The sequence below is a fragment of the Streptomyces sp. NPDC057743 genome (assembly GCF_042798755.1).
In the GTDB taxonomy this organism is placed as follows: Bacteria; Actinomycetota; Actinomycetes; order Streptomycetales; family Streptomycetaceae; genus Streptomyces.
In genome coordinates, this window is record NZ_JBHVJX010000002.1 from 148,075 (window position 1) to 163,079 (window position 15,005).

General features: G+C 74.5%; 11 protein-coding genes. 4 read left to right on the forward strand and 7 right to left on the reverse strand.

Annotated features, from left to right (window positions below; all coding sequences use genetic code 11):
* The first annotated feature begins 55 nt into the window (after window positions 1–55).
* Complete coding sequence (locus ACFVFQ_RS02740; protein WP_383407440.1) at window positions 56–598, forward strand: DUF1697 domain-containing protein; 543 nt, start codon at window positions 56–58, stop codon at window positions 596–598.
* Between the two features lie 33 nt (window positions 599–631).
* Here the strand turns inward: ACFVFQ_RS02740 and ACFVFQ_RS02745 are convergent, their stop codons facing one another.
* Complete coding sequence (locus ACFVFQ_RS02745; protein ID WP_383407443.1) at window positions 632–1,093, reverse strand: type II toxin-antitoxin system PemK/MazF family toxin; 462 nt, start codon at window positions 1,091–1,093, stop codon at window positions 632–634.
* A 137-nt stretch (window positions 1,094–1,230) separates the two neighbouring features.
* On the opposite strand from ACFVFQ_RS02745, the gene ACFVFQ_RS02750 reads away from it, so the two are divergent.
* Window positions 1,231–2,661, forward strand: coding sequence for a WGR domain-containing protein (locus ACFVFQ_RS02750; protein WP_383407446.1), 1,431 nt, complete (start codon window positions 1,231–1,233; stop codon window positions 2,659–2,661).
* A 43-nt stretch (window positions 2,662–2,704) separates the two neighbouring features.
* Here ACFVFQ_RS02750 and ACFVFQ_RS02755 read toward each other — a convergent pair whose 3' ends face one another.
* From ACFVFQ_RS02755 to ACFVFQ_RS02770, 4 genes are all read right to left on the reverse strand, one after another.
* Window positions 2,705–3,346, reverse strand: a complete 642-nt coding sequence (locus ACFVFQ_RS02755; RefSeq protein ID WP_383407449.1) for a uridine kinase — start codon at window positions 3,344–3,346, stop codon at window positions 2,705–2,707.
* A gap of 41 nt (window positions 3,347–3,387) precedes the next feature.
* On the reverse strand, window positions 3,388–3,837 hold the full coding sequence (locus ACFVFQ_RS02760; RefSeq protein ID WP_383407452.1) for a hypothetical protein: 450 nt from the start codon (window positions 3,835–3,837) through the stop codon (window positions 3,388–3,390).
* A 106-nt stretch (window positions 3,838–3,943) separates the two neighbouring features.
* A complete protein-coding gene (locus tag ACFVFQ_RS02765; RefSeq protein WP_383407455.1) occupies window positions 3,944–4,825 on the reverse strand; it encodes an IclR family transcriptional regulator C-terminal domain-containing protein in 882 nt (293 codons plus the stop codon).
* Between the two features lie 87 nt (window positions 4,826–4,912).
* On the reverse strand, window positions 4,913–5,857 hold the full coding sequence (locus ACFVFQ_RS02770) for a zinc-binding alcohol dehydrogenase family protein (protein WP_383407458.1): 945 nt from the start codon (window positions 5,855–5,857) through the stop codon (window positions 4,913–4,915).
* A gap of 723 nt (window positions 5,858–6,580) precedes the next feature.
* Between ACFVFQ_RS02770 and ACFVFQ_RS02775 the strand changes: the two genes are divergently transcribed.
* Both ACFVFQ_RS02775 and ACFVFQ_RS02780 read left to right on the forward strand, forming a co-directional pair.
* On the forward strand, window positions 6,581–8,224 hold the full coding sequence (locus tag ACFVFQ_RS02775) for an NAD(P)/FAD-dependent oxidoreductase (RefSeq protein WP_383407461.1): 1,644 nt from the start codon (window positions 6,581–6,583) through the stop codon (window positions 8,222–8,224).
* 250 nt (window positions 8,225–8,474) lie between these two features.
* Window positions 8,475–10,325 carry a CDP-glycerol glycerophosphotransferase family protein gene (locus ACFVFQ_RS02780; protein WP_383407464.1) on the forward strand — a complete coding sequence of 617 codons (1,851 nt, stop codon included), beginning with the start codon at window positions 8,475–8,477 and terminating at the stop codon, window positions 10,323–10,325.
* Window positions 10,326–10,451: 126 nt separating this feature from the next.
* Here ACFVFQ_RS02780 and ACFVFQ_RS02785 read toward each other — a convergent pair whose 3' ends face one another.
* A complete protein-coding gene (locus ACFVFQ_RS02785) occupies window positions 10,452–12,653 on the reverse strand; it encodes an NB-ARC domain-containing protein (protein ID WP_383407467.1) in 2,202 nt (733 codons plus the stop codon).
* A gap of 423 nt (window positions 12,654–13,076) precedes the next feature.
* Window positions 13,077–14,999: a helicase-associated domain-containing protein gene (locus ACFVFQ_RS02790; protein ID WP_383407470.1), complete on the reverse strand. Its 1,923-nt coding sequence runs from the start codon at window positions 14,997–14,999 to the stop codon at window positions 13,077–13,079.
* Window positions 15,000–15,005: the final 6 nt, after the last annotated feature.

The window sequence follows — 15,005 nt, forward strand, 5'->3', positions numbered from 1 at the left end:
CCCGTGCCGCCGGGCCCCGTCCCGGCGGCCGGCACGCCTCCACGAAGGGCCCCGCATGTCCCGCCAGATCGCCCTGCTCCGCGGCATCAACGTCGGGGGCCACAACGCCTTCCCCAAGGCCCGTCAGCTGGAGCTGGCCCGCTCCCTGGGGTTCCAGGAGGTCACCGTCCTGTTGCAGACGGGCAATCTCGTCTTCGCGGACCCGGGGACCCCGCCGGAGCGGACCGCCCGGCGGATCGAGGAGGGCATCCTGGCCGAGCTGGGCCTGACGGTGCCGGTGGTGGTGCGGACCCGGGACGAGTTGGCCGCCACGGTCGCCCGGAACCCGTTCCCGTCGGCCGTGCCGGAGCCCAGGACCCTGCACGTGACGTTCCTGTCCGAGGCGCCCGCCGACACGGCCCGGTTGGACGCGCTCGATCAGGCCGCGTTCGCGCCGGACCGGTTCCAACTCATGGGCCGTGAGCTGTACTTGTGGTGCCCGCAGGGCATCGGGCGCTCCAAACTGGCCGATGCGGTGGGGCGCGCCCGGCTCGGGGTGACGGCCACCGCCCGCAACTGGAACACCGTCACCAAGCTGCTGGCGCTGGCCGACGCCTGACGGCCCGCGGGTGCCCCGGGGCGGTTCGGGGCGTCAGCGCCAACCGTGGAGCTCCCGCAGTCGGTTGGCGACGAGCTGGAAGCGGCCCCGGTCGAGCGCGCACGCCTCCCGGCGCATCCCGTCCGGATGGATCCGCAGCACCCGGTCCACGGCGACCCAGGAGTCGCGCCCCTCGCGGTCCCAGGGGCCCGCGCCGATCGCCACCCAGTCCCGGTCCTCGTCGTGGCGCTTGCTCGACAGCTGCACGGCCAGCACCGTCCCGGCCTTCTCCCGCGCCACGACCAGCACCGGCCGGTCCTTGCCGCGCCCGTCGTGCTCCTCGAAGGGGACCCACGTCCAGACGATCTCGCCGGGGTCCGGTTCGCCGTCCGGGTCGGGCGCGTAGGCCATCGTCACGGCGCCGACGGCGCGCGGCGGGACCTCCACGGTCGCGGTGGGGCCCTGGCTGCCGGGCAGGGGCTGGTGCGGATCTGCTGCGGGGAACGAAGTGGTCATCCCCGCACGCTACCTGCCGCGGTGAACTCGCTGGTCAGCGACGTGCGTTCGGCCGCCGACGGTCGATTGTCAGTGGTCGGCCGTACGGTTTTTTGCAGCGGGGGGACGGTCGTTGGGACCGCCCGGAAGGGAGCACCATGTCCGAGACCACGACGTATCTGGAGCTGTCCCAAGAGGGCGGCGGCGCCCACAAGTTCTACGAGGTCCGCGTGCAGGACACCGTCGTCGCGGTGCGCTACGGGCGGATCGGATCGGCGGGGCAGCAGCAGACCTCGACGTTCCCGACGCGGGAGAAGGCGCAGGCCGCAGCTGCCAGGAAGATCGGCGAGAAGGTGCGCAAGGGCTACGCCCCGGCCGTCCCCGGGCAGCGCACGGCCCGGCCGGTGACGCGGCGCCAGACGGCCTCGGCGCCGTCGACGGCGCGGGCGGTGGCGCCGGTGCTGTGGCGCTTTCGTACGGACGCCGCGGCGTTCGGGATCCACATCGCCGAGGACCGCTGCTGGGTGGGCAACCAGAACGGCGAGGTCTTCACCCTCGGCCACGACGGCGAGGTGCTGGCCCGCTACCAGCTCCCGGACGGCGTCAAGTGCCTGGTGGCGGACGACTTCTGGATCTACGCGGGCTGCGACGACGGCACCGTCTACGACCTCTCCGCCAAGCTCCCGTTCGCCGCCTACGCCATCTCCCCGGACACCGACATCTTCTGGCTGGACATCCACGAGGGCGTCCTCAACGTCGCCGACCGCAACGGCACGTTGACCGTGATCGACCACGAGGACGAGTACCAGTGGTCGCGCCGCAGCAGCGGCACGCACGCCTGGATGGTGCGGCGCGACGACCGGGCCGTTTACCACGGTCACCACAGCGGCGTCACCGCCTACGCCGCCGACGGCGGCGGCGAGTTGTGGCACACCCCGACCCGGGGCGGGGTGCTGTTCGGCTGGCAGGAGGACGACGCGGTCTACGCCGGGACGGACCGGCGGGTGGTCCAGCGACTGGCGAAGGGCAGCGGGGAGTTGGAGGCCAGCTACGCATGCGACACGGTCGTCTACTCCTGCGCCACGGCCCCCGGCGGCCGCTACGTCTTCGCCGGGGACTCGGCCTCCTCGGTGTACTGCTTCGCGGCCGACGGCACCCGGCTGTGGAAGCTGGGCACCGGCGGCGGATCGGCGCTGTCGATGCAGTACCTCGACGAGAAGCTCTATCTGGTCACCACCGACGGCTCCCTGGTGTGTGTGGACGCCAGCGACGCCGCGATCACCGCCGCCCGCGCGGGCACCGTCCCGGTCGCCCGGGACGTGAAGTCGGCCGCCGCGCTGCCCACGTACACCCCGGCCACCACGGTCCGCACGGTGACGGACGACGCGGCCTCCGGGATCTTGGTGGAGTGCGTGCAGGAAGCCGGCCGGCTGCGGGTCCATGCGGTCTCCGCCGGCTACGAACCGTCGTGGAACGTCCAGTTCCCGCGCCAGATACGACAGGCCGGGGCCCGGTACGTCGTCGAGGAACTGGCCCCCGCCTCGGGCGGCTTCTACCGCGTCCGGGGCGAGATCCGGCGGTTGGTCTGAGGCCGCCGGGGGCCTTGCGCGGGCGAGGCGGGGTGGCCGGCGCTCAGGCGGGCGCCCCGCTCCAGGCCGGTCGGCGGGGATCGTCGGCGCGTACGACCACGTCCGCCGCCTCCTCGGGCCAGATCTCGGCCTCGTAGCGGGCGAACGCCGGCAGCGTCCAGCGCTGGTCCTCCGGGGTGCGACGGGCGAGGGCGGCCGGCGACAGCTTCAGGTGCACGGAGAGGTCGAAGGGAAACCAATGTCCGAGCAGCAGCGGGCCGTGCAGCAACAGCACGCCGCCGGGCGGCAGTTCCACGTAGGGGCTGCGCGTCGCCCGGTCCGCCACCGGGTCCCACAGGTCCGGGAGCACCCGACCGGTGCCGCCCGGCTCCAGCGGTTGGAACACCTCGCGCCACAGGGCCCGCCGGTCGAACCACTCGTCGTGGAAGGCGTCCGGGTCCTCGCGGCCGTACTCCAGCCGCAGCGAGGCGGGGCGCAGAAAGCCGTGGGCGTCGGCCGCGTGCACCGCCCGCCCCCGGAGCCGCAGCGCCTCGGCGAGCCGCCCGGCGAGGTCGCCGGGGGCGGCTGCGGGCGCTCCGTCCACCGCCACCCGCAGCCAGGGGCTCCCGTCGTCCGCCGTCAGCGCGTCGACGCGCGCGGCGAGCGCGTCGGTGAGTCGTTCCCAGGTGATCGCTTCGAGCCGCACCCGGCCATTGTGCCCCGCCGGCCGGCTCCGGGCGCCGGGGGTCAGCGGGAGGACGTCGAGCCGGGCTGGACGTTGAGGCTGCCCCGCCCGGAGACGACCCCGACCTGGATCACCGGCCCGTTCGCCACCCCGCCGCTGAAGGTGTTGTGGATGTCCCGCACGGCGCCCTGCTGCTCCTGCGGCGCCACCTCGTCGAGCAGCGCCCGCAGTTCGGCGGCCGCCTCCGGGTCCTCGGCCAGCAGTCGCCGCAGCCGGGCCTTCCAGACCACGGTCACCCCCTGCGCCACGTCCTCGTCGCCGTCCTCCTGGGCCGCGATGACGTCGGTACGCGCCTGCTCCAACTCGCGCTCGACCGCCTCCTCCTCGTCGCCACGACGCCGGGTGAGCAGGGCGGCCGCCCGCCGGCGGACGGCGGCCCAGCCCTCGGTCGCCATCTGCTGCACCAGCGTCGTCGCCCCCGCGGTGGCCAGCGCGACCAATTCCTGTTCCATCGGACCCCCTTGTACGTCGTGCACGCGTGAGTCGCGCGCGTGGTGCCACGGTAGAGAGCCGGGCCGGCTGATGAACAGCCGCACGGCCGGGCGGTACGACCGGAGTTCAGACGTCCAGCCCCGGGCGGGCCGCTCCGTGGCGGCTGAGTACGGCCGCCGCCTCCTTCGTCGCCTCGACGATCTCCTCGGGCACCTGCGGCATCACGGACTTCTGCTTGAGCAGCAGCACCGCGCCCATGATGGCGCCGTCCCACATGATCGGCGCGGCGCAGGAGTTCCAGCCGGCCATGCACTCCTCGTAGCCGAGCGCGTAACCGAGGTCGCGGACCTCCGCCAGGGAGGTCAACAGCGCGTCGTTGTCCCGGTAGACGCCGGGGCCGGCCTGCTCGGGGACGGGCTCGGCCAGGACGCGCTGCTGGAGGACGTCGGGCAGGTAGGCGAGGATGGTGCGCCCCGAAGCGCCGGTGCGCAGGGAGCGGGTCACGGACAGCACATCGCGCGGTGTCATGCCGAGTTCGGCCAGATCGGAGTCGCCGACGGCCATGTCGACGCACTGCCGCTGCGCGCCGGAGAACGGCGCCACCATGTAGAGGAAGACCAGCCCGTTGCCGGTGGCCTCGCGCAGGCCGGTGAGGACCGTCTGGGCGCCGTCGAGGCGGTGGTCGAGGGCGGTGAAGGCGAGTTGGGCGGCCGAGGTCCGCAGCCGGTAGAGGCCGCGGTCCACCCGCTCGAAGATTCGCTGGTAGACGCCGGATTGCAGGATGCGGTAGACGACGGAGTCGTCCAGGCCGGTGAACTCCGCGATCTCACCGGGCCCGTGGGCGGACCCGCCGAGTTCGGCGAAGGCCGTCTGGACGAGGAAGACCCGCTCGGCATGGCCGGATCCGGACGTCCGGCCGCCGGTGGCGGTCGCGCTCCTGGATGCCGGACCGGTGTGCTGCGCGGCCTTTGGAGCCGTGGACTGCGACGCTGCGGTGCGATGGCCCATCGTGTGCTCTCTCCCCTGGCGGTGATCCGCGCCCGAAGGCGCACGGCGTGTGCGGTGCGGGGTGTCCCGCCCCCAGCGTCCCCGGCGTCAGCGGGTGACGTCGAGGGCGAGCTTCCCGGTCGGGGTGCGGGCGGCGAGGTCGTGGTGCGCCTGCGCCGCCTGCCCGAGCGCATAGGTGGCGCCGGTCAGCGTCCTGAGGGAGCCGTCGGCGACGGCGTCGAACAGGGCCCGCATGGACGTCGGCAGCGCCGTCCGGTCCGCGTAGAGCTGGGGCAGCCAGAAGCCGGAGACGGTAATCGAGCGCTCCATCAGCTCCCGGGTGGACACGCTCGCCAACTCCCCGCCGGCGAAGCCGTAGACGGCGAGCCGGCCGCGCGGCGCGACGGCGGCCAGGGTCCGGGCGAAGGTGGCGCCGCCGGTCATCTCCAGCGCGGTCTCGACGGGGCCACCGGCCGCCTCCAGGATGCGCTCCGTGAGGTCCTCGGCGGTGGAGTCGACGACCGCCTGCGCGCCCAGGTCCAGGGCGAGTTGGCGCTTGGCCGGGGAGCCGGCGAGGGCGACGACCTTCGCGCCGGCCCGCGCCGCGAGCTGCACGGCCAGCGTGCCCACCCCGCCCGCCGCGGCCGGCACGACCACGGTCTCGCCCTCGGCCAGGCGCAGCGCGGTGAACAGCAGGTGCCAGGCGCTGTTGCCCTGGAGGGCCAGCGCGACCGCCTGCTCGTCGCTGACGGCGTCCGGCACGTCCCAGGTGACGCGGCGGTGCAGCAGCGCCCGTTCCGCGTACCCGCCGCCGCGGGTGAGGCCGACGACCCGGCGTCCGCCGTCGATGGTGCCCACGACCTCGTTGCCGGGCGTGTAGGGCAGTTCGACGGGGGCGAGGTAGGTGTCCCCGCGGACATGCACATCGGCGTAGTTGACGCCGGCCAGGGAGACCTCGACGCATGCGTGCCCGGCACGGGGCTCCGGTTCGGGGACGTCCTCAAGCCGGAGCACGTCCGGGCCGCCGAACTCTCGCATCACGATCGCGCGCACGTCTCTCCCTCGGGTCCTTGGGTGCGGTGCCCGCACAGGGTAGGCACGGCGCCGGCCGGCCCGCCGCCCCCCGATCATTTCGCGCCAACCCTCCGGCCATTCGGGAGGCAGCCGCCTCTTCCGGCCCCCGGTTTCCCGGTGGTTTTCTCGTCTCGCGAGAAAACTCCCCGCCGTTTTCCACCCATTGCTCCGTTTTGTTGCGGGTCTACCCGGTGGTACGCGCCGGATGGCTCCTACATATCCCTCACTCGTCTTCGGCTACCGGAAGTGATCGCCGCCGCCTACGATCCGGACGTGTGTCCGCCGTTGCCCAGAAGTGACGGCCGCGTTTTCAGGGGTTGGGCACAGCATGCGAGGCTGCGGTGTCGGCCCGTCCCGCCCGGTGCGCCGGGCGGGGAGTGGCGGAGGACGTGGCTCCGGCTGCGGCAGGGCGGACACGGCCTGAGGGGGATTCATGATGGGGAAATCGGAGGGCGGCAGGCCGGCGTTCGCGCCGGCCTGCCGCGACATCCAGCGCGCTCTGCCGCTGCCCCCTGCTCCCCTGCGCATATTGCGAACCGCGTCCGCCTCCCTGCCGTCGCTGACGGCGCGGGTCACCGCCGCCACCGACGCCGTCATCGCCGCCGCGCGCCGCCGCTCCCGGCCGTACGCCGCTCCGCCCTTTCTGGACGCGGCCCGGCCCAGCCGGGGACCCGCGCGCCACCGCCGAGAAAGGGACCGCCCATGAACGCGTCGAGCAGTACGAGCAGCGCCGGGCTCCAGTTCACGCACCCGTATCTCGCCGTGGTGCTCGGCGGCGGTTTCACGGGCATGCTCGCCGCCGCGGCGCTGTCCGCGTACGCCGATGTGATCGTGGTGGAGCGGGAGCGGCTACCGCGAACTCCCGTGCTGCCCACGGACCTTCCGCAGCCCCGCCACACCCATCTGCTGGCGGCGGACGGCGCCCGGGTCGTGGAGGACCTGCTGCCGGGCGCGATCGACAGATGGCTGGCCGAGGGCGCCCACCGGCTCCCCGCGCCGTCCGAACCGGCCGGTCCACTGTTGCCCGGTCGGCCGGCCCGCCGGACCCGTACGCGGGAGGTGTTCGCCTGCTCCCGCGACCTGCTCGACCGGGGCGTCCGCGACCAGGTGCCGGTGCTCACCGGGGTGTCGGTCCTCGACAGCACGGAGGCGGAGCGGCTGACGGGCACCGCCGAACACGTCACCGGGGTGTGGGTCAAGGACACCATCGGTGGTGAAACGTACCGCCTGGACGCCGACTTGGTGGTCGACGCCACCGGCCGCTCCTCCACCACCCCGGACCGGCTGACGGCGCTGGGCCTGCCCGCCGCCCCCGAGGACGTCCGGGACTCCGGCATCGTCTGCGCCACCCGGATCTTCCGCGCCCCGCTCGGGCAGGAGAACTGTCCCGTGCTCACGGCCCGTTCGGTCGGCGGCGGGAGCGACGACGCACCGGACTCCCCCCACCCGGCCACCCGGACGGCGACCCTGGTCCCGATCGAGGACGGGCGCTGGCTGGTCACCCTCACGGGCAGCGGCACCGACCAGCCGTCCCAACGGGCCGACGCCTTCGTCCCGTTCGCCCGCCGGATCCACGCGGCCATCGGGGACCTCATCGCCGACGCCGAGCCGCTGAGCGAGGTGCGGGTGACCCGCGACACCACGAGCCGCCGCCACCGCTACGAACAACTGTCCTGCTGGCCCACCGGGTTCGTGGCGCTCGGCGGCGCGGTGGCCTCGATCAATCCGGACTACGGCCAGGGGCTGTCCCTCGCCGCCCATGGCGCCACCGCGCTCCGCGCGGCGCTGCGGCGGTACGGCCTGGACGATCCCGCGCTGGCCCACAGGGTGCAGCGCACCGTCGGCGACCTGGTCGAGGCGCCCTGGGCGCTGGCCACCGGCGCGGAGCTCTCGCGGTCGCCGCACCCGAACGCGGCCCGGCCCTCGCTCGCCACCCGCCTCGTGCGCGGTGCCATGGCCGGGGCGCACCTCCCGTCCGTCGCCCTGCCGCCGGTCTGTCGCGCCTATGTCGATGTGATCACGCCCGTGGTGCACGCGACCCGTCCACCGCAGGCGTTCGCCCCGCGACCGACGTCCGCCACGCCGGCGCCCACGGTACGACCGCCGGGCGTCGACACCCCGGATCCGCCGTCCCCCCTGTCGTCCCTGTTCAGCGCCTCGGCCGCCGCCGCGCTCACCGCGGCGCCGCCGCCCCCGGTGGTACCGGGCAGCTCCGGTAGCGCTGCCGGTTCGGGCACCGGTACCGAGCAGGCTCCCCGCCGGCTCCCCCGCCCCCTCGGCTTCGGGCCCGGCTCGCTGCGGTTGCGACGGTTCAACGGCGGCCGACGGAAACCCGACGGCTCCTGAAGGCGCGCCCCTGAACTACGGTGGGGCGGCAGGGACACGTCCGATCACCGGTGGAACGACCGCCGGTAGTCGAACCACCAGGGGGTTGCGGAGAACGGTGAGGCGCGCTAAGAGCACTATGGCGACGAACCGCGAACCGCGAACCGCGAACCGCGAACCGCGAACCGCGAACGAGGCCGGGCCTGCCGGTGGTTGTGCGCCCGCGGCGGCTGACACCACCCATGGCCTGCTGCCGCCGCTACGGGTGCCCGTGGGCGAGGACCCCGAGCGCTGGCAGACGTTCCCCGGCGAGAGGCTGGTCGTCGCCGTCGCCCGCACCGTCACCTCGACCGTCCGGGTCCTCGATGTCCTCCGCCCGGTGCTACGCAACGACCCGCGGGTCCACCTGGTCTTCGCCTTCGACCCCACCTCGGCCTTCAACGACGGGGTACCCGCGCTACTCCGCTCGGTCGGCGTCCGGGTGCTGCCCTGGCACCAGTTCGCCGAGACCGACCCGCATCTGATCGTCACGGCGACCGAGAACGCCGATCTCGCCTCCGCTGGCCACACCTGCCCGGTCCTGGTGCTGCCGCACGGCGTCGGCTTCCACAAGGTCGTCCCCGACTCCCGCAGCGACCACGACCGGCTGGCCGGCGTCGTCCCGGACGCGCTGCTGCGCAGCGGCCGCGCCCGGCTCGCGATATCCCACCCCGACCAGGCGGCCCAACTCGCCGCCGCGCACCCGGCCACCGCCGGCCGCACGCTGCTCGTCGGCGACCCCTGCTACGACGCGCTACTGGACGGACGGGACCTCCGCGCCGACTACCGCCGGGCCCTCGGCATCCGCGCCGGACAGCGACTGATCATGCTCAGCTCGACCTGGCGCGACCACTCGCTCCTGGGCCACCACCCCGCCCTACCGGCCCGCCTACTCGCCGAACTCCCCCGAGACGACCACGCGATCGCCCTGGTCACCCACCCCAACATCGCCTCCGCCCACGGCAGTTACACCCTCCGCTCACACCTCGACTCCGCACACGACGCCGGACTGCTGACCATCCCGCCAACCGCCGGCTGGCAGGCCACCCTGCTCGCCGCCGACCTGCTGATCGGCGACCATGGATCGGTCACCTTCTACGGCGCGGCACTCGGCACGCCGCTGCTGCTCGGTGCGTTCAGCGACGACGAGGCCGTCCCCGGAACCCCCATGGCCGAGTTGGGCCGGATCGCCCCGCGGCTACGGCCCGACGCTCCGCTGCGGCCTCAGCTCGAACGGGCGCTGCGGCGGGGGCAGTCGGTCGGCGACGACACCGCGGAGCGACTGCGCAAGATCGGCGAGAGCGCCTTCGCCGCACCGGGGCGCGCCCTGGAACTCCTGCGCACCGCCGTGTACGACCTGCTACGCCTCCCCGAGCCGGACAACTCACCGCCACCGCGCCGCGCTCCCGCGCCACCCGCCGTGCGGGACCGACCGGAGCCCTCCACCGCCTGCCACGTCCACACCTCGATCACCGAGGACCCCAGTGGCCCCCGGATATCCGTCGAACGCTTCCCAGCCGCGGTCGCCTCGTTCTCGTCCTCCACACTGTCCTCACCGCCCCTGTCCTCCTCTCCCTCCTCGTCCTGCTCGCTCCTTTCACCCTTCCCGTCGCCCTCGCCCTTCCCGTCGCCCGCATCCCTCTCGCCGTCCTCGCCCCTCTCGCCCGTGACGGGGGGCGACTCTCCTGACGGCCCGTTCCGGCATCTGTCCTGCGCCGACGACGAGGGAGACCGACAGTGGCCGGAGAGCGCGTCCGTGCTGGTCCGCCGCACCTCAGCCGAGACCACCGTGAGCGCCGACCGGTGGATCGGCGACACCCTCGCCCGCTACCCCGGCTGTCTGCTCGCCGCCACCACCGTCACCGGCCGCGGCTGCCGAGCCGGGCTGCGCGACGGTCGGACGGTGGAGGTGAACGCCACCGGCCTGCTGGACGACGCCGCCGTCCTGGCCGCGGTCGTCTATGCCTGCCTGCGCACCCGGCGCCCCCTGGAGGGCTTCGCCACGCTCGCCCTGGGCAGCCGCACCGAGGACATCGAGATCCGGCCCACCCGACGGGCGGGCCGGCCACGACCACCCGCCTGAGCTCTCCCGTTCCGGTTCCCGACCGGCGGCCGCCCTACAACGGTCCGCACCTCGACAGGAGTTGACCGGACCGTCTCCGCCATCGGCACGCTAGGGCCTGTCCGATGAGTCAGGGTCGGGTAGGCCCTAGGCGTCCCCCGTCCCCGCGCCGTCGCCCTCCTCCCCGCCGCCGGACCGCTCCGTGGCGCTGCCGGTGTCGGTTGCCGCACCGGATGCGGAATCGGCCAACCTGCTGCGGAGTTCCACGGCGCGCGGGCCGCCGCCGGCCTCGTATATCTCCAGGGCCCGCGTGAGGCAGCCTCGCCACTGCTCGCGGTCGCCGCGCTCCTCGGCCAGTTCGGCGAGCGTCTCGCATACCTCGGCCTCGTAGTGGACGGCCCCGCGCTCACGGAGCATGGCCGCGGCCTCCTCCAGGGCCGCCACGGCCTCCGTCGCCCGCCCCAGATCGCGGTGCACGCCGCCGAGAGCGGCCAGCGCGCGGGCGCCCATCCGCCGGTCGTCGAGGGCCAGGAACGCGTCGTAGGCGCCCTGGAGAGCGACCTGAGCCTCGTCCGTGCGGCCGACGGCGTGCAGGGCTTGGCCCAGGAAATAGCGGCCGATGGCGATACCGCGTTCGTCGCCCGCGGCACGGTAGAAGACCATCGCCTCCTCGTAGACGGTCACGGCGCGGGCGGGATCGCAGCGATCCCAGTAGCGGCCGTAGAACTCGCGGACAGAGGCGCGCAACAGGGTGTGGCCGGACGCGTCGGCCCGGGCGAGGGCGGTCTCCAACTCTCCACGGGCGCGCCGCAGTTCGTCGCGGTCCATCAGGGGGCGGGACAGCAGCGCGCGCAGCCGGGCCTCGGCGGCCGGATTGCCGTCGGCCTCGGCGTGGCGGGCGCCCAGGTCGCCGCTGCGCACCCAGTCGTTGAGGTATCTGCGGTTGAGGAACAGCGCGGTCAGCGCCTCGGCCAGCTCCCAGGCGCGGCGGTGCCAGCCGTGGTCGGCTGCGACCTGCTGGGCGGACAGCAACTCGCCGCGCCAGGCGTCCAGCCAGTGCAGCGCCTCCGGCCGGCCGGGGAAGGCGGTGGCGCGGTCCGACTCGCCCAGCCGGTCGGTGTACGCGCCGATGCGCATCCGGCCCCCCATGACGGCGAGATCGGCCTGGGCGGCGCGGGTGAGCAGATGGTCCACGACCCGGGCCACGGCCGCGGTGCGCTCGGACTCGTCGTCCTCCAGAACGGCCTGTTCGCGGGCGTGCAGTCGCACCAGGTCGTGGAACTCGTAGCGCCCGTCGGCGGCCGCGGTGACCAGGCTCGCGGTCTCCAGGACGTCGAGCTGCTCGGCGGCGTGCTCGGGTGTCGTCCCGGCTGCCGCGGCGGCCGAGGCGGCGTCCCAGTGGCGGCCGGGGTGCAGGCCCAGTAGTCGGTACAGCCGGGCGGCCGGCCCCGGCAGTCCTGCGTAGGCCACTGCGAATACGGCGGACACCGTGCGCTCCCCTCCCCGACGCAAGGCATCCAACCGGCGCCGGTCGTCGGCCAATTCATCGGCCAACGCGGCAACCGACAAACCTGGATGCATCACCAACCGCGCCGCGGCGACCTGAAGGGCCACCGGCAGCCCGCCACAACTCGCCACGATCCGCTCGGCCGCACCCTCGTCATCCGCGGCGATCCGCTCCGCCCCGCACAGCCGGCGCAGCAGCTGCATGCCGTGCTCCGGCGACAGCGGTTCCAGCGGCATCAGGCGGGCGCCCTCGGCCAGCAACTCCCCCAGCTTCGACTGGCTGGTGGCGAGGACGACGCTGCCGGGGGCGCCCGGGAGCAACGCCCGCACCTGTGCCGGCTCGGTCACGTCGTCGAGCACCATCAGCACCCGCTCGTCCGCGGTCAGGGAGCGCAGCATGCTGGTCAACTCACCCAGGGAGTCGGGGAGATAGCGGTCCTCGACGCCGAGCGCCCGTAGGCATCGGCTCACCCCGGCCGACACGTCGCCGCCCGCCTGCGCCCGCAGCTCGGCGAAGTCGACATAGAACTCCCCGCCGGGGAACCGGCCCCGCTCCTCCTGCGCCCATCTCCGTACGGTCGCGCTCTTGCCCACGCCCGGCAGGCCGCTGAGCACCGCCATGCCACCGCCGTCGCCGACCCAGCCGTCGATCTCCGCCAACACCGGCTCGCGGTCCACGAACTGCCGGGAGCCGGCCGGCACCTGCCGTGGCACCGGCCGCTCCGGCCGGTGCATCTCGATCCGCACGCCACCCTCGATCACCCCGGCCTGGATCACCGGCCCGTGCGCCATCCCGCTGAACTCGTTCCGAACGCGCTCGGCGTCCGCCGCGTTGTCCCCCACGTCGCACTCCCCCTCGGTCGACTCCGTACGCAGAAAACGCTACTTGACGCCACTGACAACGCCGCCCGACGCCCGACCGAGGTGCCGCCCGCCCCCTGCCAATCGACCACAACCGGTCAAGCAGCGGTGAAATTCGGTCACCCGGGTCGATCTGGCCCGGGCACACTCGGACGGCACGGACTTCGCGGTCAGTCTCGGGATCGTCAAGTGGGGACCGCCGGTGCCGATTTCGATGAGCGGACAGGTCGCGCCAGCGCCCGACGACAACCCGGCCCGGAGCGCCCGACGACGGCGAGGGGCGCGGCGGGATCCGCAGGAACTGACGGATGCGCTGGCGGGGCGGCTCCCCGGTGGGGCCGTTCCCCGCCCCACCCGTACGACGCGGAGCGGTTCAACGGGTCAATGAGTCAACGGGTCAACCGGTCAGCTGCGGCCGCTCGTTGCCGCCTCCCGTGGCTCGGCCGGGTGCCCCAGGAGGCGTCGGGCAAGGGCCAGTGGGGCGTGCGGGTCCCGGGAGCGGCCGGGGGTCGTGGTGCGGTGGCTGGGCGGTCGCTCGACGGTGGCAGTGCCGGTGCCGGACTCCAGGGCGGGGGCGTATCCCGCGGCACGCAACGCGTCCAGGGTGGCGGCCGGCGGGCGACCGCTGACCAGGACCGTGGGGGCGAGCGCGCTCAGCCCCAGCCCGCGCAGCGCGTGGTGGGCGGCGAGTTCGGCGATCAGCGCCTCGTCGTCGGAGCGGATGCAGCAGCCGGCCGGCACGACCCGCATCCGGCCGTGGGTGCGGGCGGTGTCCTGGATGAGGTAGCCGAGGGGCTGCGGCAGGGCGTCGCCGGCCGAGGCGGCGGCGAGCGCGTCCCGGAGGGTGTCGGCGGTGTGGCCGGCATCCAGGGCACGGCGGATCGAGCCGGGGGTGAAGCGCCAGGTCACGGCGTGCCCCTCGGACTCCCGGTCGGCGGCGGAGGCGAGGAGTCCGGCGAGCGCGGGGGCGGGGCGGCCGGGCACGACGGCTGTCAAGTCGGCCTGGAAGTGGGCCCGTTCGACCGGTGGCGGGAGCAGGTCGCGGAGCGGCTCGTCGAGGTCCGCCGGGTCGGCGAGCAGGGCCCGGCCGAGGGGGGTGAGGGTGCCGTGGGCGGTGAGCCCGAGGTAGGCGGCTTCGTGGAGGGTGTGGGCGGCGCGCTCGTCAGCCATCGGCTGCTCGGTGACGGCGAGCGGACGGTGCCAGTCGGCGGTACGCAGGAGGCGCCGCAGGGGCGCGAGGGCCGCCTCGTCCTCCGGCGCATCAGGAAGCGGCAGCGGCGGGGGCAACGGGCCGGCGCCCGGAGGAACGTCGGCCAGGGCGGCGAGCAGGGCGTGCCGGAGGGCGGGGGCGTGCCGGTCGTGCCCTCGGACCAGGGCGGTCGGTGTCTCGCCGAACGGGGTGTGGGTGGGGATGTCCCACAGGGCGTACCAGGCGGCCAGTACGGGGGCGAGGCGGGCGCCGGGCGGCTCGGCGAGCCAGTCGTCGTAGGCGTGGGTGGGCAGCGCGGTGATGCCCGACGGGCTGCGGGTCAGCGCGATCAGGCCGGCGGCCAGGGCGAGATCGAGCAGGAGCCGGGTGTGCGGCTCCGTGGCGCCGGCCGCCTTCGCCAGGCGTTTCACCTCGCGCAGGGTGAGCCCGCCCGACTTGCGGAGGGTGGCGGGCTCGCTGGCCAGGGAGGCGAGCAGCCGCTCCACGGTGGCGGCCAACTGCGCGGCGGCCGCCTGGGATTCGTCGTGGGGCGAGGTCCGCGGGGCGGGCACGGCGGGGGCGCCGGAGGGTGCGGCGCCCTCGGGGGCTGGGGCCTGCGGCGCGAACGGGCCGAGGTCGTGGGCGGCGAGGAGTTGGGGCACGCGCGGCGGCACGACGACGGCGCCGTCCTCGGTGGGCGCGGCGAGCCCGTCGTCGAAGAGCGCGTCCAGGGCGGCTTCGGCGACGGCCCGAGCCGGCCCGGGGGCGGTGACGCCGAGCGCGGCGTAGACGTCCTCGGGCAAAACGGCCTCGCTGGCCAGCTCCGGGAAGGAGAGCCGGTGGGCCATCAGCGACTGGTAGTCGGCGCCGGCGGTGGGGGCGGCGGGCGCGGCGGCATCCCGGGCGGCCCGCTGCTGGCTGATGCGGGCGGTGGCGGCGAGCACCTGGAGCCGGGGGTGGTCGAGGTGCAGCACCACCTGGTGGAGGGTCTCGTAGGACCACAATGCGCCGGCCAGGCCGCGCAGTTCGGTGGGCGCGGGCCGGCGGGCGAGCGGCTCGGCGTGCCGGGTGAGCAGTGCGGCGAGCCGTTCGGGGGTGCGCTGTGCCAGGGATCGGGTGAGTGCGTCGAGTCCTTCCACGGCCTT

Coding starts and splice junctions, on each gene's coding strand:
- ACFVFQ_RS02740 (WP_383407440.1), top strand. CDS start 56: ATGTCCCGCCAGATCGCCCTGCTCCGCGGCATCAACGTCGGGGGCCAC.
- ACFVFQ_RS02745 (WP_383407443.1), bottom strand. CDS start 1,093: ATGACCACTTCGTTCCCCGCAGCAGATCCGCACCAGCCCCTGCCCGGC.
- ACFVFQ_RS02750 (WP_383407446.1), top strand. CDS start 1,231: ATGTCCGAGACCACGACGTATCTGGAGCTGTCCCAAGAGGGCGGCGGC.
- ACFVFQ_RS02760 (WP_383407452.1), bottom strand. CDS start 3,837: ATGGAACAGGAATTGGTCGCGCTGGCCACCGCGGGGGCGACGACGCTG.
- ACFVFQ_RS02765 (WP_383407455.1), bottom strand. CDS start 4,825: ATGGGCCATCGCACCGCAGCGTCGCAGTCCACGGCTCCAAAGGCCGCG.
- ACFVFQ_RS02775 (WP_383407461.1), top strand. CDS start 6,581: ATGAACGCGTCGAGCAGTACGAGCAGCGCCGGGCTCCAGTTCACGCAC.